Origin of the sequence: Wolbachia endosymbiont of Culex quinquefasciatus Pel (genome assembly GCF_000073005.1) — a bacterium.
Lineage (GTDB): Bacteria > Pseudomonadota > Alphaproteobacteria > Rickettsiales > Anaplasmataceae > Wolbachia.
Genome location: NC_010981.1, coordinates 847976 through 873358 on the forward strand (window position 1 = coordinate 847976; position 25383 = coordinate 873358).

The 25383-nt window shown below is 33.7% G+C and carries 17 protein-coding genes and 1 pseudogene; 11 read left to right on the top strand and 7 right to left on the bottom strand.

From position 1 onward, the window contains the following. Positions 1-2: 2 nt before the first annotated feature. From WP_RS07705 to hemA, 3 genes and pseudogenes are all read left to right on the top strand, one after another. Entirely contained in the window at positions 3-1667 is a 1665-nt protein-coding gene (locus WP_RS07705; RefSeq protein WP_012481910.1) for an ankyrin repeat domain-containing protein, read from the top strand. 150 nt (positions 1668-1817) lie between these two features. Further along, a pseudogene (locus WP_RS07895) lies at positions 1818-3649 on the top strand (ankyrin repeat domain-containing protein). A gap of 64 nt (positions 3650-3713) precedes the next feature. Then, on the top strand, positions 3714-4910 hold the full coding sequence (gene hemA / locus WP_RS03880) for a 5-aminolevulinate synthase (RefSeq protein ID WP_007302191.1): 1197 nt from the start codon (positions 3714-3716) through the stop codon (positions 4908-4910). A 280-nt stretch (positions 4911-5190) separates the two neighbouring features. Here hemA and WP_RS03885 read toward each other — a convergent pair whose 3' ends face one another. The 3 genes from WP_RS03885 to rimM are packed head-to-tail and all read right to left on the bottom strand — an operon-like array spanning position 5191 to position 7010. After that, positions 5191-5883: an inositol monophosphatase family protein gene (locus WP_RS03885; protein ID WP_007302192.1), complete on the bottom strand. Its 693-nt coding sequence runs from the start codon at positions 5881-5883 to the stop codon at positions 5191-5193. After that, positions 5884-6450, bottom strand: coding sequence for an elongation factor P (gene efp, locus WP_RS03890; RefSeq protein WP_007302193.1), 567 nt, complete (start codon positions 6448-6450; stop codon positions 5884-5886). 59 nt (positions 6451-6509) lie between these two features. Then, positions 6510-7010, bottom strand: coding sequence for a ribosome maturation factor RimM (rimM, locus tag WP_RS03895; protein ID WP_007302194.1), 501 nt, complete (start codon positions 7008-7010; stop codon positions 6510-6512). 97 nt (positions 7011-7107) lie between these two features. Here rimM and WP_RS03900 point away from each other — a divergent pair, with 97 nt between their 5' ends. Then, positions 7108-10758 carry a DEAD/DEAH box helicase gene (locus WP_RS03900; RefSeq protein ID WP_007302195.1) on the top strand — a complete coding sequence of 1217 codons (3651 nt, stop codon included), beginning with the start codon at positions 7108-7110 and terminating at the stop codon, positions 10756-10758. Here WP_RS03900 and WP_RS03905 read toward each other — a convergent pair. Further along, positions 10755-11924: an aspartate aminotransferase family protein gene (locus WP_RS03905; protein ID WP_007302196.1), complete on the bottom strand. Its 1170-nt coding sequence runs from the start codon at positions 11922-11924 to the stop codon at positions 10755-10757. The genes WP_RS03900 and WP_RS03905 overlap by 4 nt on opposite strands. Positions 11925-11988: 64 nt before the next feature. Here WP_RS03905 and WP_RS03910 point away from each other — a divergent pair, with 64 nt between their 5' ends. From WP_RS03910 to WP_RS03930, 6 genes are all read left to right on the top strand, one after another. Further along, on the top strand, positions 11989-13416 hold the full coding sequence (locus WP_RS03910) for a sensor histidine kinase (RefSeq protein ID WP_010403276.1): 1428 nt from the start codon (positions 11989-11991) through the stop codon (positions 13414-13416). A gap of 176 nt (positions 13417-13592) precedes the next feature. Further along, on the top strand, positions 13593-14330 hold the full coding sequence (locus tag WP_RS03915; protein WP_012481913.1) for a WD_0702 family putative metalloprotease: 738 nt from the start codon (positions 13593-13595) through the stop codon (positions 14328-14330). A gap of 72 nt (positions 14331-14402) precedes the next feature. After that, positions 14403-15413 carry a tRNA (adenosine(37)-N6)-threonylcarbamoyltransferase complex transferase subunit TsaD gene (gene tsaD, locus WP_RS03920; RefSeq protein WP_007302199.1) on the top strand — a complete coding sequence of 337 codons (1011 nt, stop codon included), beginning with the start codon at positions 14403-14405 and terminating at the stop codon, positions 15411-15413. Between the two features lie 111 nt (positions 15414-15524). Beyond that, the gene (locus WP_RS03925; protein WP_231834393.1) at positions 15525-17924 is read left to right on the top strand and encodes an ankyrin repeat domain-containing protein; all 2400 of its coding nucleotides are present in this window, start codon (positions 15525-15527) and stop codon (positions 17922-17924) included. A 32-nt stretch (positions 17925-17956) separates the two neighbouring features. Continuing rightward, entirely contained in the window at positions 17957-19150 is a 1194-nt protein-coding gene (locus WP_RS07715) for a hypothetical protein (protein ID WP_231834394.1), read from the top strand. A gap of 284 nt (positions 19151-19434) precedes the next feature. After that, positions 19435-21180, top strand: a complete 1746-nt coding sequence (locus WP_RS03930; protein WP_007302201.1) for a type I secretion system permease/ATPase — start codon at positions 19435-19437, stop codon at positions 21178-21180. Between the two features lie 99 nt (positions 21181-21279). Here the strand turns inward: WP_RS03930 and WP_RS03935 are convergent, their stop codons facing one another. The 3 genes from WP_RS03935 to WP_RS03945 form a co-directional block, all read right to left on the bottom strand. Then, positions 21280-22041, bottom strand: a complete 762-nt coding sequence (locus tag WP_RS03935; RefSeq protein WP_007302202.1) for a hypothetical protein — start codon at positions 22039-22041, stop codon at positions 21280-21282. A gap of 57 nt (positions 22042-22098) precedes the next feature. Continuing rightward, a complete protein-coding gene (locus WP_RS03940) occupies positions 22099-23361 on the bottom strand; it encodes a pyruvate dehydrogenase complex dihydrolipoamide acetyltransferase (protein ID WP_007302203.1) in 1263 nt (420 codons plus the stop codon). Positions 23362-23645: 284 nt separating this feature from the next. Then, the gene (locus WP_RS03945; RefSeq protein ID WP_007302204.1) at positions 23646-24140 is read right to left on the bottom strand and encodes a WBM0748 family T4SS-associated protein; all 495 of its coding nucleotides are present in this window, start codon (positions 24138-24140) and stop codon (positions 23646-23648) included. Positions 24141-24386: 246 nt separating this feature from the next. On the opposite strand from WP_RS03945, the gene WP_RS03950 reads away from it, so the two are divergent. Next, complete coding sequence (locus WP_RS03950; protein ID WP_007302205.1) at positions 24387-25328, top strand: hypothetical protein; 942 nt, start codon at positions 24387-24389, stop codon at positions 25326-25328. The last annotated feature ends 55 nt before the right edge of the window (positions 25329-25383 follow it).

The following is a 25383-nucleotide window of genomic DNA, read 5'->3' on the forward strand; positions in this document are numbered from 1 at the left end:
ATTTGGAAAAAAATCGAAGTACTATTCTACCTTGGCATAGCATATGTGAAAAACTTCGAAGGGCGTTGTCTATTCGTAATCAAGAATGCGTGAAAGCGGTATTAGATAAATTTAAAGATACTGAAGCCAGGTCTAGAGTTTCTGATATGTCAGAAAAATTTTTGCACTATGCTATACAACAAGATTTTATAGATGTAGCAAAGACTATTATTAATCATAAAATTGCTGATATTAATAGTATAGACAATTCAGGGCATGCACCTTTGCATTGGGCTGTGGCACGTAATAATTTAGAATTAATGGGCTTGCTTATTGGAAATGGCGCTGAGATTGATATTCAAGATGAGAGGCATGGCAGAACAGCTTTACATTGGGCTGCTTACCATGATAAATTTGAAATAGTAAAATTACTTGTAAACAAGGGAGCTGATTGGAACATTCAAGATAGAGATGGCAAAACAGCTTTAGATCTGGTAGGAACGAAAAGTTTATATTTGGTAAGGGAAGAAAACAGGGAAAAATCTTCTAGTGAATCAAAAATCACAAAATTTCTTGAAGGTTTAGATGATAAAACACCTTTGCATTTAAATATTAAAAAAGATCCAGAATCCAAAAATATTGATAATCAACAGCCGCAAAGAAACATTGTTGATAAAGTAGAGAATATTATGAATAATGAAGAGGCTTCAATAGAAGAAGCTATAGGTAATAATTGTGAGGAGGGTAAAATGCCTGGAAATGAAAAAATTATAGGAGAAAAATTGTCTAATGCTGTCGATAGAATCAATCTTACTCGTTTGATACATTTATTAAAGAAATTAGAAGTCAGCACATATGAACCTACTGTACAGAAGCTCTTGGACCAAGCAAATGACAAAATTACAAATTTGGAAGAGGGTGAGCAAAAAGAGGCTCTTGAAAAAATAATACTATTTCTTGAAAATGAGCTCAAGCACACTGCTGCTACATTACCAGTAGACAACAATGTAGAAGCTGCTGCAAGTAGCCAAGAAGCTCCTTTGGTAGAGTCTAAAGAAAGCTCACCATCACTGAGTTCTGAGGAGGATGATTTTTCTAAACTTGAAGGTAATAAAAGTGATTGCTCTGCCGGAACTTCCTCAGACTCTAATAGTAATTCTCCATTTGAAAAAATTAGTGAAGAAGGTCATGAAACAAGAATATCTGTAATTGACACAGTGGAAGCTGAAGCAACAGCTAATGGTACTGTTTCTAGTAATTCTGTTCCTTGTACTTTAAGAGTAGAATTAACAAGTGATGATGAAGATGAATTTCTTTCGATTAAAATTGAAGATGTTAATAATGATATTAACGTTAATCAACCTACTGAGCATGTAGAACAAGTTGCTAACGGAAATGGACAGCCAAAAACAGAATTGCCAAGAATTAATGAGCAAAGCAGCAAAAGTGGCCTCAAAAAAAATCCACAAAATACAAAGAAGTATGTTGTAGCTGCTTCTGCGCTTGCAATAGCCGGTATTGTTTCAGGGGTGGCTGTTGCAGTTTACTTGGAAATGTTAGCGGTAGGAATAGCAGTTGCAGCTTGTTGTCTTATTGCAGCTACAGTTACATACTGCTGTAGACCTAAAAGCTTAATTGAGAATGGTGAGCCTGCAGAGATTGTGTTCAAGGAAAGGTCTGTATACTAAATATAGTAGTCTATTATTTAATAATTTATTATAATTATATTGATTATTAATAGATAAAAACTTGGTAGACTACGAAGAGATGCTTGCTAAGTTGACAAAATTGCCATTTAATGCTACACTTAGCTTAGCTACTAATTAGTGAGGAAAAACATGTTAGGTTCAGATTTTGTATCACAGGAATCAAACAAAATTTTAAAGAAATCAGATTCTAGGGATTCGGGAACTGAAGAAGGGTTTGAAATTTTAGAACGAGAGGAAAAAGAGCGCCGTCGTTCTGAGGATTCAGGTAATGAAAGTCAAGAGGAATCTGGCGTTAATAATTCTGATACTAAATCTAGTGCAGTAACTACGTTAGAATTTCAGCTAACACAATCTCTGCTGGGTCAAGTAAAGGCAGATGAGAATAATGAAGATGTAAAGTCTGGTAACACAGCTTATCAAGACCTATATAGAACGGATTTTTTTGTAATCAATGATCGCACTATAGATAATAGTTTCATTAAAGGGTTATATGATAAATATAATGAGGGAGATGATAAACGTCTGTTTGCAAAGTATGTTTTTACGGAAATTTTTAAACATGCTAAAGCAGAGGTTCCAAATGACTATATACTGGAAGAGTTAATTACTAGTTGCAATTAAGCTGGGTATGATGGCTCTTTGTTAATGCAGCTCTCTCCTATATTCTCTAAGCATAAACTAATCTTGCCTCATGCCAATGATAGAAAGATAAGTATTGTATATAATAGCCAAGGTTCTCTCAATGTTCAGTATTGTCCAAGTATGCCTGTCAGGAAACTTGATACAAATAGGGAAATATGCAGGGTTGATGCTATTTTAGAGTTCACACTTAAATTTCATAATGGTGAAGTAGAGTATGAAAATGGTAAAGTAACACTTATCATTTCTGAGGAATTAAAAGCTGGTAGGGAAAGTTTACTAGACGATATTAATGAACGTTTCACAGATTATGATAATGATGGATTTATTCATTTACACGTTGCAGCACAAAAAGGTAATGTTGAGCTTGGCAGGCATTTACTAGAATGTGGTGCAAATATTGAGATTAAATCAAAAACAAAAGTAGGTGGTGACACTGCACTTCATTTAGCTGCCAAGAGTGGTCATAAAGATTTTGTGAAGCTTTTACTTGATAATGACGCAAATGTTAATTCAGTAAGCAGTACAGGCAGCAGAGTAACTCCTTTACATGAAGCAGCATATAGTGGACATTCAGATGTTGCAGAATTGCTAATAGAGCGTGGCGCAACAGTTGATGCTAAAGAACGATATAATCTTACTCCTTTGATGTATGCTTCTGCAGAAGGTAATTCGGCAATGGTGGAATTACTTTTAAAAAAAAAGGCAGATCTTTATTTACAACATCATAATGGTGAAACTGCATTGCACTTAGCTGCTGATAATGGTCATTCTGATGTAGTTGCCATTTTGATAGGTGCAGCAAAAGATAAAAAAAGTATGTTAATACACAAAGTAGGGATATTGGTACTGCGCTACATGTTATAGCTTATAATCGAAAAATAAATGAAGGGCATAAAAAATCTGCAAAATTGCTAATAGACAATGGTACAAGCCCGTATTTAGAAAACGATCCAATTATTAATAAACCATCAGATACTCTTTTGAAAGGAAGCTCTTTAGATATGGCAAAAAAGCGAGGAAATAAGGGATTTTTGGAATTTATGTCATCTTTAGGCTATTCAGCAACCGTACCAAGCAATTCAAAGAATGATCCACAAAACACAAAAAAGTATGTCGTAGCTGCTTCTGCGCTTGCAATAACTGTTATTGCCTTAGGAGCAGCTGTTGCAGTTTACTTGGAAATGTTAGCAATAGGAATAGCAGTTGCAGTTTGTTGTCTTATTGCAGCTACAATTACGTACTGCTATAGGCCTAAAAGCTTAGTTGAGGATAATCAGGTCACAAAGGTTATGCAGACAGAAGAATGTCAGTCTAAGTAATAAATATAGTAGTCTATCATTTAATAATTTATTATAATTATATTGATTGTTAATAGATAAAAACTTGGTAGACTACGAAAAAATATTCTTAAATAAAATCAAAGATATAAAAGAAGAAGGGCGCTATCGTGAATTTACGCATTTTGCGTCATTACCTGGCAAACTTCCCTATATTATGGATTATGAAAGAAATAGAGAGGTTATTGTCTGGTGCAGTAATAATTATCTGGGAATGTCACAAAACGATAGTGTCATTGCTGCTATTCAAAATTCATCTGTTGGTGCTGGAGGAACAAGAAATATATCAGGTACAACAAAGGAAGTTGTTGAGCTCGAGAAATCTTTGGCTGACTTGCATCAAAAAGAAGCTGCTTTAACTTTTGCTTGTGGCTATCTTGCCAACCAAACTACACTTAGTACTTTATCGTCTGTTATTCCGGGCGTGGTAATTTTTTCAGATGAGAAAAACCATTCTTCAATGATAGAAGGTATAAAATCAGGAAAAAGACCGAAGCACATATTTAGGCATAATGATGTTGATCACTTAGAGCAGTTGCTAAAGTCTATAGATATAAAAACGCCGAAAATAATAGCACTTGAATCTGTATACTCAATGGATGGTGATGTAGCACCGCTTGAAGCGATATGTGATCTAGCAGATCAGTATAATGCAATTACCTATTTGGATGAGGTACACGCAGTTGGCATGTATGGACCGCGCGGTGGCGGAATTGCAGAAAGAGAAGGTTTGATGGATAGAATAACTGTTATTCAGGGTACATTATCAAAGGCTTTTGGAGTGATGGGTGGATATATAGCGTCTTCAAAGAGCTTGGTGGATGTAATAAGAAGTTCAGCCCCAGGATTTATTTTTACTACTGCTATGTCGCCCGTTTTAGCAGCAGCAGCAAAGGCAAGCGTTGAGCATCTAAAATCAAGCAACATTGAAAGAGAAAAGCAGAAGCAGGTGGTTGAGAAAGTAAAAGACTCACTGAGAAATGCAGGAGTGAATTTTATGCAAACAGAAACTCATATAATTCCAATCATAATTGGCGATCCTGAGTTGTCCAAAAAAGCATCAAAATTGTTATTTGATGAGTATGGAATATATGTACAACATATAAATTACCCAACAGTTTCAAAGGGGACTGAGCGCTTCCGTATTACTCCTACGCCTTACCATACAAATGAAATGATAGAGCATTTAACAAAATCTCTTGTAAAAGTTTTTGAGAAATTATCTGTTTGTGTCTGTTGTTGAGTTTAAAGTTGCCAAGAATAAGGTATCTATTTAAAAGCATGGTTAATGTACAAAATCAGTGCTTTATTTCTTGTCATGAAAGTAGCTAACACTGGGATCCAACTAAGTTACTTTACAACATTTTTTGTGCAAAAGGACTAGATGCCATTGTCACACACTGACTATTTGTTCCTATAGTTGTCTTTTCTCGTCTATCTTATTTTGCTACCCTGCTGCAATGAGGGGTAGGTAAGACCATTTATTATTTTCACTACGTGACTTTTGCTCTTTTGAATGAACTTTAGTTTATATCTCCAGCAATGACAAGCGCGTTATCTTCCCTTAATCTCCCACCGCTTTCTTGCAGAAAAAGCCTACCGAGTGAAGTTTTATATTTATTAATTCCAGAGTAAATTATTCCATTGTATCTTCCGGCAGCAAGATATGCAAAACCTAGTACCGTTGAGCCAAGGGAGCGTAGATTATTATTGTCAAGTGGTAATTTATTTAACAAATTACCACTTATGTCTATTATTCCCCCTTCACGAGCTTTCATCCGCATTTTTACATGGCGAGATTTGAAATCTTCAAGAAAAGCTCCTTTCTTTTCCTCTGCCCAGAAAGTTTCTCTAAGGGCTGGAGCATCAATCACAGCTGCTACAACTCTGTTTTTATGAATGAGACAAACTGATACTGCAAAATAAACCATACAACTAAAAAGGTTTTCCTTGCCTTCTATAGGCATAATAAACCAAGTATAACCGCCGTCTTTTAGATCTTGGCCCACATCGTCTTCAAAAATAAAGTCATAGTTCTGGTTGTAGTTTTTCAAGCAATCGTATATAAGTTGCTTGGATTTTGAATAAGTTTTATTGATAAAGTCTGCTGACTTAACGCTTGAAATTTGCAATTCATTAAAATCACGTATAAGCTGCTTGGAGGCACTGCGTACAGAATCAAGCATCACATTGATTCGTGGTGATGAAATTGCCATTTACTCTTTTACTCTTTCGTAATAGCTGTTATCAGGAGTATGTAATACAATTTTATCCCCTTCTTTTATAAATTGAGGCACGTTAACACGTATTCCGTTTTCCAAAATTGCAGGCTTATAAGAAGCAGTAACAGTCTGACCTTTGATAACAGACTCTGTCTCTTTTACAGTTAGTGTAACGTGATCAGGCACATGTGCAGAAATTATTTTATCTTGATAAGTTACTACTTTAATTTTCATATTATCTTGCAAATAAGCCTTCTTTTCCCCTAATAAGTCTAAATTTATAACAATCTGCTCGTAACTACTTGGATGCATAAGATTTACGATATTCCCTTCAGTAAAGAGATAAACATATTCCTCTTCATCTAAAATTGCCCTTCTGATTGTTGCATCAGAGCGAAACCTCTCATAGTACTTTGCTCCTGTTTGGATATTTTTCATTTCAGCTTGTATATATGCACCACCCTTACCAGGTTGAGTATGCATAATACTTATAACCGAAAATAAACCACCGTTATGTTCTAGTACCTGACCTGGCCTGATATCATTAGCCCTTTCTGCCATAATTACACTTTTAATTTAGTCTGATGATTATAAATAACTTTATACAAATATCAAAATTTTTATTGGCCAATGAATTCTGGCATGTTGATTACTATATATCTTTCCTTCATGTTGATGTATGGAAATATTTCTTTAGTGAAAGATAGCATAATGTTTTTTTTTGTGCTGATAACCAAAATTTCTAATATATCCCCTGAGCCAAAATTATGTACAGACTTCACATAGCCATATAATTCATTACTTTCTAATCTTACTTCCATATTCACAAGATCATTTTGGTAAAATTCATCCTCATCATTTAATTGTGGTAGCTTATTTCTCTCTATATATAACTTTTTATTTCTTAAAAGTTCTGCTTCATTACGGGAGTTCACACCGCTAATTGTTGCTATTACTAAATTATTACTGACAACAGACACCAAGCTTATTTTATAATTTTCACTTCCGCTTATTAGTTCACCATATAGGAAAATATTTTCGGGCTTTTCAGTAAAGGTTTTTATCTTAACAGCTCCTTTGATTCCATGGGGAGAAGTAATTATTCCGAGGCATATATTCATATTAATATGATAGTTGAAATCAGCTTTTTGTCTATAGAATTGACAATTTACTGAATTAACATACAATTAATATTGTGATAATTATAGTGGATAATGTGTGAGTTCTATCAGCAATCAAGAAAAGCAAAGTATTATAAGTGGCTTAGAAGAAATCAACTGTAAGTTGCAAGGTGAATCTATAAAACTTGATGATACAAAGGAATCTATAATAGTAGCACGTCGTAAACCTGTTGTTGAAGAGGCATTAGAACATTTACGCAACCCTTCTACTACTAACTGTAATGTTCTGATCGATGCAGAAACTGGGTTTGGCAAGACTTACGATATTGGAATGTGGAGCCATGTACTAGCCCAAGCAGGGTTTCATCATCTGGTTGCAGTACCAAACAGTGATCTAGTAAACCAAGCTAAAAAAATGATGAGTAGTGCATTTACTGTAAACATTAGGACACCCAAAACTGCTGAGGAAATTAAAAATGCACTGCAGGCAACTAAACCTACAACAATTATAGTGACACATGACCTGTTATTACAGCAAGAAAATGATCGTAAATTTAAAGACCAAAATACCAAGTTGTGGATTAGTGTTGATGAAGCAGACAGTATTAACAAGCAGCAGGATTTTGAGAACATGTGCAAGCTTGATGAGAAATATCCTACGACTTACCTCACTGCAACACCAAAGAGAAGGATTTTAAATAGATGCGGAAAAGTTATCAGCCCGACAAGATTGAGTAGACGTTGTATTGCAAACGCCATCGAAACAGCAAGTGTTATTGCAAAAACCAATAGGAGAACAAATTTCACTCTAGCATTTGTAGTGAATATTGCTGTTACTATAATACCTATGATTACATTATTTCCTGTTATAAATAGTAATGTTGCTGATGTAATTGGTCTAACTTCAGATTATTGGCTGTATTCTGCTTTGATTGGAAACTTATATTATACAATTTCTATGTTTATATTTGGTATAGTAATGTTGCCAATTTGGTGGGTACTAACTAAAGCAACTGGTGTAGAGTCAAAAGAACTGCTTTCTAGATTTCTTGCTAACGTGCGTAGCTTATTTACTAGAGAAAAATTGAGCCCAGCTCATGAATATGTTGAAGAGAGCGAAGAAGTTTTTAATTACAATAAGCTTGTTGATACCGATGATTTATTAACTTCTATAAGATGGAATGTGCAAAGCCCAATTGGAGAAAGTGCTCTGCTTTTAGCTGATGATGTAAATAGTATAGTTAATCTTAACTTTGCGTTGCAGGGTAGAGATAATTTAGTATATGAAGGTAGTACACGTTATGAAGTGTATAATAAATTTCAGCCTGAAGGGATGTCTTATCAAGACTATAGGCTCAAGTTACGTGAAACGAACTTTATAAGCTGCGTTAAAAAGCAACATCCTAGTCTGACAGAAGAGCAGATATCTGAATTAAAAGAAAAGGTGGATTTCAGTAGTACTGCTGAATATCTAAAATATAGAGTAATGCATTCAATGATCGATCTTACTCTCTCATATTTAATGAAGTGTGATAATATTACTTTAGATAAAAAAAGAAGAGAAGGTTTGAGTGAATTGATAGAAGATGTTAAAAAGAATGTTAGCACCACTAATGATAACAATATTATAAGCTACCTAGAGAGAAAAGGCTTTAGTGAGCAATTTGCTAGAGATGAGCTCTTACTGCAAATAAAGACAGTAATTGAAGCACTGAGTAAAAGTGATAATGAGCAATGCAGCTTAATAGTTGATAATTGGCGCTTAAGCAAAGAGCTCCATGACCTCATGGAAAGAGAGGAAGGTATACTACATAGTCTCATTGATTTCTGCAAACAAAATAAATGTATCTTTGCAGGAATTGGGAAAAATGATCTTGGTATTGGAGAAAATAGACCCTTTTCAGCGATAATACGTAATCAAATAGGTAAATATCGAACTATTTATTGTGATTATGAAAAAAGAGATTTTGATTCATTGGCTAAATATGCGTTGACAACGGTTATAGATGGATCGAAAGGTCGTGGATTTGATAGTGAATATAATCATGTTGCATCAATATTTGCAGATTCGGTTAGTCAGTTCAATAATCCATCTGAAGCCCTACAGAATCTTGGAAGAAATAGAGAGCGTAATGAGAGCAGACAATCATGGTTTTTCACTGCTGCAGGTGAAGAAGTTGAGCTATTTGTGAATAAGATCTTAGCAAATTTTAAAAAGGAACCACAGAAATTTTGTCAGAAAGTTTTGTTTCCAGCTACTAATAAATACAATAAGTTGCTAAAAAATAGAATGGGAGAAGAACTTGGAAGAAAAATAGAAATCTATATTAGTAAAAATATTGATGCATTAGGAAATATTGATGATTCAGCTCTGAAGAAGTTTTCTAGTGATTTGATAAAAGAAACGTATGAAAAAGTTCATGATATAAATGATTTTGATGTCAAAAAGACAGAACAAGATTTACATAGGATTTTAAAAAGTACAGAGGCATACCTTCGTTCATATGAGAACAGAATTAAAAACAACGGTAAATTATCTTGCACACGCTCAGCTTTATTTTCTGTGGGGAGTGCTATAACAAAGGTAATGTATTATCTTTGGGCAGGGTTTGACTATTTAGTCTTTTTGGCTAAAGCGTACAATATAGATAAATCTGGAGATACCAGTGCAAGAGCGTATGTACACATAATCAGAAACTGTCACTGTGAAAGTAGTGTGAAGGCGCAAAATGTATTGGTTCATGCATTAGAAATTGCCAAAGAACATGACAGCAGTTTCAAAAGAAATAGTTTGTACGAAGGCAATGAGGATAGATGTAAAGAAAAAATCATCTCATATTTTCAATCCAAGCAATATATACGTGCATTAGATAGAACAATTGCTCAAATTGAAAATGAACACTTAGCAGCAATTTTGAAAGCTGTAGGCTACAGAGGTGATACTGATAAAATGGCACAAGAAATTAAAGATTTTTTATCTGATTTAAAGAAATTAGACTGTGTGAAATTTAGAGAAAAGTATTATCAAGGAGATTTATATCAAGAAAGCAAATTATGCAAGATCAATGATCGAATTAGTATGGTAATTAATGAAGTTGTAAGGTGCCATAAGTGGCGTCATGGAATAGAGAACTTGGAGCTCAAATTAAAAAATGGCCATAATATTTTTGACGTAAGAGTCAATAATGATTTTTCTAAGTTACGTGAGAAAAACTTTAACAAACGCTCTAAAGAAAGGACATATCTAGGTAGAGCTATGTTACTTATTGGGTTTATAATTTCAATGGAGCTTATAGGTAGAATATCATCAGGTCAGACCATGCAATTGCCTTTACTTTGCGGTTTTATAGTATTTGGACCACTGGCACTCTTGTGTGGTGCATTGTTATATGAAATAACGACCTATTTAGTGAGAGGAGCATTTTTTATTTTTGGAGTGCCAATTCTTTTAGGAGAACTGTCTAAATGTGTTTTGAGAAACGGCTCAATGAAAAGTTTGTTAGATATGACATTATCGCTTGGTAACTCGGCTTTTCTCAATATTCCGAAAGACATCGTGCAATCGTTTATATTTGAGGATATAACAAAATTTGACTCACTAAGTGATATAAATGAGCTTACACTGATAAGAGAACAGGAAAAGGCAAAGTGTACAAATGAAGTAGCTGATAAAGTTGTAGCTACTGCTTTATCTGCAATTTTGATACAGCCAACAACTAGTGAGCAGGAAGGTTTAGTTTTTAACTAGAACTTTTCAGATAAATACTGAGTGAGGATTTCAATGCCTTCATCAATCTCTTTTTCAGTGATAATGAGTGGAGGCAAGATTCTTAGAACGTTATCTGATGTTACTCCAACAGTGAGTAAACCACGGTGACTTAGCTCTTCTGCAAATTTTTGGTTATTCATTTTTACTTTTATTCCTAGCATCAACCCTTTTCCTCTCACTTCTTCTATCATTGGAAACTTGCTTGCTAAATTTTCTAGTTTGTTTTTTAAGTACTTACCTCTAACTTCAACATTTTCTAAGAAGCCAGGGCTGAGCAATTCATCCAATACAGCATTACCTACTGAAGTTGCAAGTGGATTACCACCAAAAGTAGAACCATGCATACCGACCGCCATGTACTTAGCAACCTTTTCAGTTGCAAGACAAGCCCCCAGAGGGAAACCTCCTCCTATTCCTTTTGCAAGAGCACATATGTCAGGCTTAATTCCTATGTGTTCATATGCAAATAACTTTCCTGTCCTGCCAGCACCGCACTGAACGCAATCAAAAAATAGCAGTATGTCGTTTTCGTTACATAGTTCTCTTAGCTCTTTCATGAAGACTTCACTCATTACTTTAATACCACCTTGTCCCTGTATTGGTTCTATTAATATAACACCTATGCCATTAGAAATTGCTTTCTTTACACTCTCAATATTGGGCTCTATGTTATCACACCAGTCAATATAAGGATTCAGTAATTCAGAAAATTTCTGTCTATCGTTTGTTGCACAAGTTAAAAATGTCCTTCCATGAAATGCACCATGAAATGTTAGAATTCTATAGCGATTTTTATTACCTTTTCCATTTTGATAGGCCCTAGCGATTTTAAGTCCACATTCCACTGCTTCTGATCCAGAATTTGCAAAAAATACAGTATTAGCAAAGCTGTTGTTTATTAAATTTTCTGCAAATTTGTTGGCAGTAGATATATTATAGGTATTTGATATATGCCATAGTTTTTCTCCTTGTAATTTTAGGACATCAGTTAATCGTGGGTTGGCATGACCTAAACTGCTAACAGCTATTCCAGAGTGAAAATCTATATAGCGCTTATTATCGATATCATACAAGTAAATACCTTTGCCATAAGAAAAATTTATGTTAACAGGAGAATAAACTGGCAAGATAGGAGAAATTGTCATAAAAGTATGATATGCTAATTTTTTATTAATACCATAAAAGACGTTATTTCACAATGAGAAGAATATGTATAAATTAAGTAAATTAATTTTTACTACACTAAAAACAAATAGATATACAAAAATTATCTCGCTATTCTTATTAATTTTTGTGGTTTTATTGGGCACAATATACCGCAGTTATTCATTAAAGAATAATTTTCTTTCTTTTTACCGTAATTCAAATGCAAACTTAAAAGATCTATTGGAAAATAGTATAATAAAAAAATATCATTATTTACTAATAGAAAAACATCATATTAAATATAACAGTTTTGATTACATAAACCAGTTGGTAAAATTGCGTGCTGAATTGTTACAATCAGTAAGCAAAGTAAGAAATTTTAGCTTAATACTGTATGATCAAAATGCCAGAGTGATTTTCAGTAATTTTAATACTCAAGGTCATGACTATGAGCAGTTGCTTACAAATGATGAAATTGATAAATTGCTAAGCAATCAAGAAATATTTTACGCTACAGGAAATACATTAACTTCTACTTTCCCTATATTTCATGAAGATGACATTAAGCCTTCATTTTTTTTGAAGATCATTCAAAGCTATAATGACTCTTATATTATGGTATATAGTCTATTTTCAATATTAATGGGCTTATTACTGGTTATCTTAATACTAATAATGCTTTATTTGCACTTTTCCAATACCCAAATGCTAGCCAAGCAGCATAAAACTAATATTGAATTACAAAGGGTTAAAGAGGCATTAGAGCAAGAAAATGCAAATAAGATAAAATTTTTTGCAAGTGTTACACATGAGTTGCGTACACCTCTTAATGCTATTATTGGATTTGCAAAGTTGATCAAAAATGAAACTTTAGGTTCGGTAGATCACTCTAAATACAAGGAATACGTAGACGATATATATAATGCTGGTACACATTTACTTGCTTTGATTAATGATGTGCTCGATTTTTCTAAAGCTGAATCAAGTAGTTTAACAGTAGAGAAAGTGAAGTTTAATCTGAATAAGATAATAGATTCGTGCTTAAAAATGTTATCACCTAAACTAAAAGAAACAGGGATTAGTTTAAAGAAAGAGATATCTGATAAACAATTATTAGTTATCGCCGATCCCAAAAGAATGAAGCAAGTTATAATAAATTTGTTATCAAATGCTATCAAGTTCACTCCTCAAGGTGGTTTAATAAGAATGATTATTAAAGAGAATATAGAAAAAAATTTATTAACTATTGAGTTTCATGATAATGGAATAGGGATAATGCAGCAGGACATATATAAAGTTATGTCCGTTTTTGGCCAAGCAGATTCGGGATATAGAAACGAAGGCACAGGTATCGGATTACCTCTAAGCAAGAAATTAGTAGAGTTAATGGGTGGGACTTTCAACATTCAAAGTGAAGCAAAACTTGGTACTACGATAACATTGAGCTTCTTTTATGAAGAGCAAACATGTGAAAAGTTGATTGATTTTTAGTAAAATATATTTGATATTGCACTTTTATATCTAGTACATTCCTAAGTCATACTGACGTGATACCTCTTGGCTAATAATAAGTAGCGGAATGTAAGTAAATTAAACTTTTTTAGCTATACTTCCTGAAAACACTTTATAATTCTTGAGCATAAAGAAAATTCCTTTAATAATGAAGCATGCTAATCAGGAACTTAATAAAACAAGCAACTCAAGTAGGAAATAGTGAAAACGTAATACAATATGTCAAATATCTCTATCAATTTGAGAAGTTTAGAAATACATTAAACCTCACTTTGTCAATAATAAAGCAAACTAGACTCTCGTTTGAAATATATCAAGAAGGATTAGTGGATATGGAAGAGGGAGTGTGTAAGACAATTCGTTCTTCTGGTTTAAATAAGTATGTTATTGTGCTAAGAAGGTCAAATCCTTACATCATAGTACATGAACTTTCACATATGGTTGAAAATGAACTGAACTTAAGCTTAGAGCAAGAATTTCTCTATAAAGTTTATCAGGATATTGAGCAGAACTTAAAGCAGTCAAATATTCTGGTACAAAAAATTATTGGTCAAATTATATTTAAGGAGATACAAGTTTACCAAACTCCAAAATCACGTGCGTCTGAGTTATTCGCACGCTATTTTGAGCTGTTTGCTTGGGCTCAGGAAGTTTATCCTAAAGATAAAGAATATCTAATTCGCACTCAAGATTTAAACAGAGTATTTCTTGCTACTAACCAATGGAAAAAGAGCTACCTGGATCTACAAATAATGGAGAGAATAGATAAAGAAGTAAAGGAATATAGCGATAAAACTGCTTTTAAAGATATAAACAAAGTACAAAGCAGTTGGACTAATAAATTTTCTCCTGGAAGCAAAAAAATTGGTTCTATATTTGAAGATGATAATTAGCTCAGCAGAACAAAGTTCACTTCTTCAACATTTCAAGTTATAGTTCTCGCAATTTAAAGAGTTCAAATATATATGAAAACCATTTTAGCGATTGAAACAAGTTGCGATGAAACTGCAGTTGCGATTGTAAATAGTGATAAGCAAGTGCTTGCTAACGAAATTCTTTCTCAGGTAGAGCACAAAAAGTGCGGTGGAGTGATTCCTGAAATAGCATCACGTGCTCATATGAAGCATTTAAGTGGTTTAATAAAAAGTGCTATGGAAAAATCTAACCTTAACTTTTGTGATCTAGATGCAATTGCAGCAACATCAGGACCAGGACTCATAGGTGGATTAATAATTGGTACAATGATGGCTAAAGCAATTGCACACGTAACACAAAAACCGTTTATTGCAGTTAATCACTTAGAAGCACATGCGTTAGTTGTTAGGCTACTATATGAGGTTGAATTTCCGTTTTTAGTCCTGCTGATATCAGGTGGTCACTGCCAATTTTTAATTGCACAGGATGTAGGTAAATACATCAAACTTGGAGAAACGCTTGATGACTCATTAGGAGAAGCATTTGACAAAGTCGCTAAAACGCTGGGTCTAAGCTATCCGGGAGGTCCATTAATTGAAGAGTTAGCTAAAAAAGGTGATGGTATGAGATTTAAGCTGCCAAGAGCAATGATAAAACGTTCTGGATGTGACCTTTCATTTTCTGGAATTAAAACAGCGGTAAAAAACTTAGCACGAGAATTTGTAATGAGTGAACAGGATGTGTGTGATATGTGTGCTTCGTTTCAAGAGTGTATTAGCGACATATTACTCGATAGAGTCAGAAATGCTATTGGTATCGCTGTATCTTTAAATATTAAAATCAATGATTTTGTAATTACTGGTGGAGTTGCAGCAAATAATTTCCTGAAAGAGAGATTAAAAAAGCACATAGACTTGAACGTGCTTTCTCCTCCAAGCAATTTATGTACAGACAATGCAGTGATGGTTGGATGGACAGGAATTGAAAGGTTACAGAGAAGCTATGTAGACTCTCTTGACTTTGCACCAAGGCCAAAGTGGGAATTAGAAAAATATTACTAGCACAAAAAATTATCTACTATATAATGCGGCCGCTGGTGAATTTTTGTAGGCTTAAAAATTACAGTGGTATCTACTAAAGCCTTACCGGCATTATTATTTATGAGGTACAGTATGTTCAAAAATAAATTTGACACAGTTATTAGTGTTTTCAAAGCTAAATCTAGTACAAGCGCAAAGACACTCAGTTCAGGTTTATTTGTTGCAGGAAACGTTGTTATGGCCAGAGCAATTAGTGAGATAGACCTCTCTTCATTACAAGGCAATTCAGAAGATAAAGTCAATAAGCAAGACCTAATAATCATATATGATTATATTAATAAAGTAACTCAAGAAGAAAACTATAATATATGTACTAATAATCTTGATTGTATAAAAAGCAGGATTTTAGCAGAAAATATAAGTGATTCATTAGCTGAAAAATTTCGTCAAGATGGATGGAATATAATAAGTAATGATGGTTCTTCGCTATTAACAGTGGCTATTGAAAGAATTAGGAAAGAACAAAAGAAAAATAGGAATTATGATATTCATGTTGAAATAGCTGTATCTCTAATTCTTAGTATGGGCAGAGAATTGATTATAAAATTGGAGAATTTTGCAGATAGTAATGATAAAACACTTCTACATTATTTAGCTGAGTCGGGTAAAGAAGATATTTTATGTTTTGTGATAGAAAATTCTAATTTTGACATTAAAGAAGCAGTAAGGAATAAAGATAGAGATGGTAAAACACCACTACACTATGCGGCTAAATCTGGCAATAAAGAATGCTTGAAAATTCTCATAGAAAATGAAGCAGATTTTAGTTGCACTACCAATAATAAAACCGAGTTACACTATGCTGCCAGAAGCGGAAGTCCTAACCTCCTAGAATATTTAAAAGAAATATTGACAGCAAAAGGAATTTTTGATAGGGAGAAAATTAAAACAGATAAATATGGAAATAACGCATTACACTATGCTGTGCAATCTGGAAATGCTGAGTGCATAAAATTCTTCATTGATAATCAAGTACAATTTTTAAAAAATAAATATAATGAGAATCCTTTTCATAAGATTGTAGGTAACTCAGAAACTCAAGAAAATGCCATAAATTTTCTTATAGAGCATCTAAAATTTTTAGGTAGACTAAAAAGTGAAATTAATCAAGAAAATGTAGATGGTAACACCCCATTGCATATAGCTGCAAAACATGGAAATAACCAGCTAATGAAATTGTTTACTCAATCAGGTGCAAAAATTGTTCAGAATAAACAAGGTAACACCCCCTTACATATTGCTATTATACATGGTAATTCATATTGTATAGACCTATTTTATGAAAATATAGGAAATAGCATACTTCAATCCAAAGGTGATTATGGAAGAGATCTTGTACATTTAGCTGCAATGTACGGGAAGTATGATTGTCTAACATCTTTACTCAAGAAATTTCCTGATTACGATTTAAGCACAGAAACACACAAAGGAAATATGGCCCTACACTTAGCTCTATCGAGTAATACAGAAACAGAACTAAGAAAAAAATGTGTGAGTCTATTAATAGACAGAAGCATGCAAGTAAATAAGAGTAATAATGAAGGAAACACCCCTTTACATTTTGCTGCCCAACTTGATTTATCGTTTTTAAGCATGATAGAAAAAAAGTTGGAAGAGAAGAAATTTGACGTTTATCAAGAGGTTTTGCGTGAGAATAGCAACGGTGACACCGTCTTTCATATGGCAGCACGTGTTGGTAATAAATCATGCCTTGAGCACCTTTTTAAAAAAGAGAGAGTGGGAGAAATATTAAGTAAGAAAAATAAGGATGGACAAACTTTACTACACTTATCTATCCTCAGTGGAAGAGTAGAATGCGTTAAGTATTTGGTAAAAAAAAGCCCAAAGGGTATTTTTTTAGAACAAAATACACAAAAAAAGTTGTTATTTGCAGCTATTTTGAGCGGCAATAAGGAATGTCTTGAATTTGTGTCAAAAGAACTTGTAGGTAAAAAGGTGGCTGCTAGCATCAAAGTGTTATATGATGAAAATGACAATACACCGTTACACATGGCTGCTCTTGCCAACGACATAGAATTCTCTCAGTATGTTATTGAAAGTATTGCTAAGTCAACTATTAGGAACACAGTACCACTTTTTAACACAAACAGTCAAGGGCTTATACCTCTACATTTAGCTGCCATGAGCCTTAATGCTGAGTTAATAGAATATTTTATGAAAGATAATCATTACCCCTATAATAAGAAAATGTTAAATGTTGTATCTAAATCTGGAAGAACAGCATTACACTATCTTGTAATGAGTGATAATGATTTTGAAAAAACTATAAATGAGGATTTTAAGCAAGGTCAATTTTTGAAAAAGTTAGTTTTAGAAAAGCGTAAACAAAATGAGCACTTAAGGGAAAAAGCTATTAAAGCCTTATTCTACCTAACAATCAGCACCGGAGAGAAAACTTTAAATGAAAAGATAAATTTTGATATAAAGGATAATGCAAAAAAACAGCTTTAGATTATGCTTTTAAACATGGTGACACAAATATCTTGAGGTTATTTTTAGATTTCTTTTATGAAATAAGGGAAAACAAAAAAAGGAAATATGATAAACTTAATATGGAAGATCAAGAAAGAAGCAAAAAGCTTCTAGACTACTATAATCTGGCCATGTCAATATCAAGTGTGATTATTTCTGTTTGCATTAAGTATAATAATGCAGAATCTGAAAAGGAAGAAATTCCTACCTGGATTTCCATTGCATTTTCTTCGATATCATTTTTACTTATCTTATACAACTTAGTGATTGGCCTTCAAAAAGAACCTGTTAAACGTAAGATAGAAAACTATACTGAAAAATTGAACAGAATTGAAGAGGCTACAGGAAAGTTAGCTAAGACAAAAGTAGGGGATCATGATTTGGAGGAATACAACTCAATATTGGAACTATTAATAAAGAATGCAGAAGATATTTCACGATTGGAAAATGAACTTTACAAGTTTACGCATGAAACTAGATTAGAGAGTAAAGACAAACTCAATATTTCTCCTCAGAAAATGAGTAGGGGTGGTAGTGCACTACTATGTTCGAATAAGTCTTTAGAAGGTAAAAAAAGTTCACCTGTTTTGAATGATTTAACAGCAAAACTTAGTCTGTGTTCAAGACGCAACAGTAGAGTACAAAATACAATGGACAAGTTAGATAATCCATCATGTGTAATTACTATAAATGAGAATTCAGAAATTAAACCAAAAGCTCCGAAAAACAAATTCAAGAATGTTGCAACTAAGCTAAAAATAGGCAATATCTTTAGTAAGAAAAAAGAAGATCTTATCGCTTCATCAAGCTTATCAGAAGGTGCTAATCACGAGAATATTACAAAAATGAATGAAGAAAACTGTGGGTTGATAAAACGATTTGGTGATACCAATGGGTATTCAATATTTTCGACTCCTTTTAATCCAAGCAGTTCAACCTCAAGAGAAGAGTGTGGTAACAATCATAGTGCAGCGCGTCATGTGAGTTATGGTAGTGCAAATAATCCTGTGAGTGATAAGGAAGTTAGTAAATCTCCATCTCTAATACTTTCTAACTTTGAGGAGGGGATTACTGTTGACTGTTTTAAATTCGAAAGATATAGACCAAGGGTATATTCAAGTCCATCTTGTGTGAGAAAAAGAGCAATTACAGCTAGATCATTGGAATATGTAATACTTCCTGATCATATAGAAAGAGGAAAATAGATGCAGATTGTAGTCACTGACTCTGATAGCATCAACTTTCAGAGGAGTGATAGTAAGAACTGTCATTGAGTAGTAGATAAGAAAAACGTAGAACAATTGGCAAGGCTATCGTATAAGGTTATAGTAGAGAAGAAATTAGATAGCCTTGCTAAATTTCCATGAAAAAGTTTATATTCGCATATCATTAATATTTTATTACATTAATGATATGGTAAGGCAATAACTGTTAATACTTTTGAAATAAAAACTATATATGGTACATATAATTAAATAAAAGGAAGATTGTGGAAATCACTCCGTCAATAAAAAAGGAATTAAAGCAAAGTATACTATATACTTGTCTAGAGAAGTGCAAGAGTGCGTTTTGGTTCATTTTCTGGTTTAGCTCAGGGATTAATGCGTTAATGTTATTTTTGCCACTTTATACCTCTCAGGTACTTGATCGAGTGATATCGAGCGAGAGTGTGTCAACACTAGTTATGCTGACGATTATTACTTTATCTGCGTTTGCATGTTCTGCAATGCTTGAAACTTGTCGATATTTAGCTATGGCTAAAATTGGTGATTGGATTGATAAAACTGCAACACCAGATCTAATAGTAAGGTCAATCAGGTTAACATCAGTACAAAGCTCAACTTCAAGTGGTGAAGCAATACGAGATCTTGGAGTAATAAAAAATTTCATTACAGGAAATGGTATATTTTCACTGTTCGATACTCCATGGTCGCTAATTTACCTTGTTGTGATCTTTATGATACATACCTCTACAGGGTTTATAGCTATTGCCGGAATTATTATATTAGTTTCAATGGCAGTATGGAATGAACTTGCTACTAAGCGTATATTGAGAGAAACCAATGAAGAAACTATACGTAATATTAATGCTATAGATGTTGCAACACGAAATGCAGAGGTGGTTGAAGCTATGGGTATGTCAGAATTTATAGTTTCTGATTGGTGTAAACGGAATGATCAAAATCGTGCAATGCAAGTTACAGCGCAGAATCGTTCTAATGTGATTACTGGGATTACTAAGTTTTTACGCTCGACTCTCCAAATTTCAGTAATTGGAACAGGTGCATTACTCGCAATCACAGCTCACAAAACTGCTGGTAGTATCATTGCTGCCTCAATTTTGATGGGTAGAGTATTGGCTCCATTTGATGCAGCAGTTCATACTTGGAAATTTTTAAATCAAGCCAAAATGTCATATGGCAGGCTGCAAAGACTTATCCTAACATCACCAAAAAGAGAGCAAACTATGGCTCTACCAGAGCCTGAAGGGAAGTTGGAATTTGATAGAGTATTCTTTACTCCTTATGGGAGTAATAAGCCAACAGTAAAAGGAATATCATTTTTAATAGAACCAGGGGATGTTGTTGGTGTTATTGGTGCAAGTGCTTCTGGTAAGTCGACCATTGCAAAACTAACCGTTGGTGTTTGGAAACCCATATCAGGTGTAGTCAGACTAGATGGCGCTGATGTATATACTTGGAATCGAGAGAACTTTGGTAATTATGTTGGTTACTTACCTCAAGATATTGAGTTATTTAACACGAGCGTTAAAGCTAATATTGCCCGCATGAGACCAGATCCAAATCCTGAAGAAATAATCAAAGCAGCAAAAATTGCAGGAATACATGAATTAATACTGAGCTTACCAAATGGGTATGATACAACAATAGGAGGACCTGGAGGAGTAATACTCTCTGGTGGCCAAAAACAGCTTCTTGGACTTGCAAGGGCTTTTTATGGTAATACTAAGCTTTTAGTGCTTGATGAACCGAATGCTAACTTAGACAGTAATGGAGAGGCGCGCTTGATTAATGCAATCAATGTTGCAAGAGAGCAAAATACTACCACTGTTATCATCACTCATAAGCTACAGCTACTATCTGTAGTCAATACAGTGATCGTCATGTCAGATGGGGTTATTTATGCTATGGGACCAAAAGATGAGATTTTGAGTAGATTAGTTGCTCCATCACCAGATGCCACAGAAGATAAACGTTCTTCAGCAAGTGGTTAAGAAAGAGAGAAGTTGTCACACCTCTCTTTCTCTTATAGAGTACTATATGCACAGTTTATAAAATCTTAAGCAATTGTTATTCGAAAAATCCAATAATGATTAGCCACGGAACCTATTTGCTAATTCTCTCACATTAACCTTAGACATTTCTGATGTAGGCTCTTGTGTATATGAGACATCAGATTTAACGCCTTTTTTGTCATGACCTTTAGTAATAGAACATACTACAGTATCAGCCTTTACATGCTTAACACTTGGATCTGATTGAAACCCATGCTTTCTTTCCATTTGTGCTTCAAGCTTACTGCTATCATGTGTAACCCTACACCTTTCTAGATTACGGTCACGTTTGTCAGGAGCTACATATCCATCTATATCACTACATAAGAACGGGCGCACTTTGAACCTGTCTGAACTAACACCATTTTCAACACTTGCAGAATTATGAGCTTTTCTATTATTGCGCATTTTATCTACAGCTTCCTTTATTTTTTCTTTTGATGGTTTTGGCAGCAGTGCTGGCTTATATGCACATGCTGGTAGTTCTGGAAATGAGTCCTCCTGAAACAGCAAATGACTTTGGTTTCTCTTACTATCTGATTCTTCAATATTCTTTATTGGTGTCTTGAAAGAGTTTTCATTTTTCTTTCTTAGATCCAACTCATTTAATCCGCTTCCAACATTATTTTTTCTTGTTGTAGTGTGAATAACACCTGGAAGTTTCACTTCATACTTAAATTTTTTACCAATGGTATCTATTGACTCATTAGATGAGGAATCTATTTGAAACCTATCGTTTGAAAATTTTGATTTTGTAGCATCAAAAGATATACTACGTTTTTCTATCTTTTTATAAGTCATATTTTACCTCTAAACCTATTAACTAATAAAAGTATAAACTAAGAGGTATTAATTTTATTATAATAATAAAGGCTCAAGAAGCATCACCGTAGGGTTTTCTATATAGTACTTAAAGGCATTTAAAAATTTTGCTCCGAGTGCTCCATCAACTGCTCTGTGGTCAACAGAGAGAGTAACTGTCATTACCTCTGCTATCTCTATTTTTTCACTTATGACAACTGGTTGTTTTTTAGATGCGCCGACAGCCATAATGCAAGACTGTGGTGGATTGATTATAGCACTGAAAGTTTTTATACCAAACATGCCTAAATTAGAAATGGTAAACCCTCCTCCTTGAAATTCTTCAGGCCTTAATTTTCCAGATCTTGCTCTATTTACTAAATCTTTCACTTCTTTTGATATAGATAAAACACTTTTTTCATCAGCATTTTTTACTATAGGAGTAATCAGTCCATCCTCAAGCGCTACAGCAATTGAGATATCTATATTTGAGTATCTTACTATTTTAGTATCTATCCACGATGAGTTTATATCAGGAAATTTTTTCATGCTGAAAGCCACAGCTTTTATAATTAAGTCATTAATTGTTACTTTATTGTTCTCATTTGCTGAATTAACCTCATTTTTGAGCGATATTAGCTTATCAACGTGGCAGTCTACAGTTAAATAAAAGTGTGGAATATTTTGCTTAGATTCAACTAGGCGCTGCGCTATCACTTGGCGCATATTACTTACTTCAACTGTTGTATTTTCCTCAAATCTCTCATAGCTTTTAGTTTGATCTAAAAATTCTAATACATCAGCTTTGATGATACGACCATATGGACCTGTACCTTTTAATCGCTTTATATCAACACCTTCATTTTGAGCTATTTTTTTAGCTAAGGGGCTTACTTTTATTCTATTTTCTGTTGCTCTATCCTCTTTTTTAGATCCCAGTGTCACGCACTGGGATGACATTAAAGAGCTAGATGAAATCGAAGGGTTGGATGATACTGAAAAATCGGCTTCAACCTCCTTCTCAACCTTGGTATTGATGGCAGAAGCTAAATCAAGTGCGCTTTTATCTTCCCCTTCCTCTAACATTAGAGCTATCAGTTGATTTACAGGCACGCCACTTGTTCCTTCCGACACTAAAATTTTTGCCAAAACTCCTTCATCGACAGATTCAAACTCCATTATGGCTTTATCAGTCTCAATTTCAGCGATTACATCACCTATTTCAACTTTATCTTGTTCTTTTTTACACCACTTTACAATTTTTCCTCCAGTTTTACTCATTGTTGGCGAAAGAGCAGGCATCAATATTTCTATAGGCATTTATTCTGTATTAAAAGATCTATTTAACTTTTAATTTACTCTTTACCCTATGTCAATCTAATCGTAAATTATGATACTTATATCATCCTAGTACGTGATGCTGGAATCTTGGTTGACTACTGTTATCCTACTATTTCTATTGCTTAGTCCTAGACAGAGTACAAATAGTAAGATCATCATGAAAATAGACGAATCTGTTATAATGGAAATAGAAAAATGTAGTGCTTACTATCCTCTCACAAACATATAGCTTGGGTACAGAAAAAATTTATATGAGGAGCTGGTTAAATTGATAAAAGATCAGAATTAATAGTAGTTTCCGAATCTTCTGTAGCAGGCTCTTCATGTGAAGCAGAGGACAGACTAACTTCTTTATCCTCTGTTCTCTGTATAGAACTACCACAAAAACTCCTTAACATCTCTTCAGCAGATGAATTTAAAATCTGTATAATAGACTTTTCACTTTGTTCTTTCAGCGATTGATCCATTCTAGAAATCAACTCGGAAAATTTACTACCTTCTTTTCTAGCTTCACTTTCTATCTTATTTTTTATGCTTTCTATATTACTTTGGTTAATTTCTTCTTTCGTTATGTTAAATGAATTAGCAATACCTTGATACTTAATCTCACAATCGCCACAGCCAACTATGCAAAGAGCAATAGAATCGGATATTTCACCTGCAGCCGAATTATGGATAGTGTAAGCTAAGCAATTGTCATGATATTTAATGCCAAGCTGTTGCTCTATCAACTCAGAAATTTCATTTTTTAAAGACATAAAGTACCTCCTTCTTACATTACTGTACCTTCTGATTAAAGTACAACAGCTGCTCCTAAATAGCAATCCATATATGGTTTACTTTAATAAAGTATTAAAGTAAGAAGCTTTTACATCCTAAAACATAACTTAGATAGGCTAATGTAAGAAAATTTTTAAACGAATAAATTGAATTTATCTGTACTATATATTACTTATTTGGTAAAATTACTTTGGTGAAATAGCATATAAAAGTTGAGGCTAATTATGAATATTAAAGAACGCAAGGATTTCCAGCAGGAGTTATTAGGAATTGTTTTCAATATACTCGTAGAAAATGAAGATAGCACCATAGAAACTATGGAAACAAGAGCAGTAGAGATAATTAAAAAACTAAAGGAACACATTAATGATGATATAGAGTATGGTGGTCAAAAAAAGCCAATTTTAGATTGGGTTATTGTTTGTGATTCTCAGAATAATGTCAGACTAAATAACAAGTCACTATTAAAATTTGAGAAGGCAATTAAGGATATTAGAGGAAGAGCACCGCTAAATGAAATAGAAAGTATAATAAGGTTGTTAGTAGAACAAGCACAGCTAAATCATGTTAGAATTAGAGGTGAAAGAGAAGTACCACTAAACCTCTTTGAGGAAAACATAATAATGAGAGAACGAAGAAGGGCAAGAGAACAACAAATGCGGCCAAATTTTGTTAGAGAAAGAGAAGCGTCATTGAATCTCTCTGGAAACAGGAGTGAAAATATAAGAAGACCAGGAGAACAAATGCAGCCAAGTGAAGTATCACTGAATCTCTCCGAAAATAGGGATGAATATACAATAATGAGAGAACGAAGAAGAGCGGGAAGGCGAATGCGGCCAAATTTTGTTAGACGTGAAAGAGAAGTACCACTTAGTTCAAAAATAGGACAATTAATTGGTGTAGTTTCATCCATAATTGTAGGTGCTTTCATTGGTATAATGGTTGGTATGGTCATTGCTGGTTTATGTATTGAGCTTTGTGTAATCACCACTGCAGAACCGATTCTTCTCATCATGGGTGCTACTGCTGTTATAGGAGCTATTGTAGCAGGAACTGCTCCTGTATTAAAGCTAATAGAGATGCAAGAACCTAATCTTTCTCCTAGTAGCGGTCTGGAAAGCTCTAATACTGAACATACTTATTTAAATAGGCAAAGAGTTATTTAGAAAAAAATTGGAAGAATGTTCAGAAAAGTCCATTTATAAAATACATCGGCTTAAC

Coding starts and splice junctions, on each gene's coding strand:
- WP_RS03940 (WP_007302203.1), bottom strand. CDS start 23,361: ATGCCTATAGAAATATTGATGCCTGCTCTTTCGCCAACAATGAGTAAA.
- WP_RS03905 (WP_007302196.1), bottom strand. CDS start 11,924: ATGACAATTTCTCCTATCTTGCCAGTTTATTCTCCTGTTAACATAAAT.
- WP_RS03945 (WP_007302204.1), bottom strand. CDS start 24,140: ATGTCTTTAAAAAATGAAATTTCTGAGTTGATAGAGCAACAGCTTGGC.
- WP_RS03915 (WP_012481913.1), top strand. CDS start 13,593: ATGCTAATCAGGAACTTAATAAAACAAGCAACTCAAGTAGGAAATAGT.
- rimM (WP_007302194.1), bottom strand. CDS start 7,010: ATGAATATATGCCTCGGAATAATTACTTCTCCCCATGGAATCAAAGGA.
- efp (WP_007302193.1), bottom strand. CDS start 6,450: ATGGCAGAAAGGGCTAATGATATCAGGCCAGGTCAGGTACTAGAACAT.
- WP_RS03935 (WP_007302202.1), bottom strand. CDS start 22,041: ATGACTTATAAAAAGATAGAAAAACGTAGTATATCTTTTGATGCTACA.
- WP_RS03950 (WP_007302205.1), top strand. CDS start 24,387: ATGAATATTAAAGAACGCAAGGATTTCCAGCAGGAGTTATTAGGAATT.
- WP_RS03885 (WP_007302192.1), bottom strand. CDS start 5,883: ATGGCAATTTCATCACCACGAATCAATGTGATGCTTGATTCTGTACGC.
- tsaD (WP_007302199.1), top strand. CDS start 14,403: ATGAAAACCATTTTAGCGATTGAAACAAGTTGCGATGAAACTGCAGTT.
- WP_RS03910 (WP_010403276.1), top strand. CDS start 11,989: ATGTATAAATTAAGTAAATTAATTTTTACTACACTAAAAACAAATAGA.
- WP_RS03925 (WP_231834393.1), top strand. CDS start 15,525: ATGTTCAAAAATAAATTTGACACAGTTATTAGTGTTTTCAAAGCTAAA.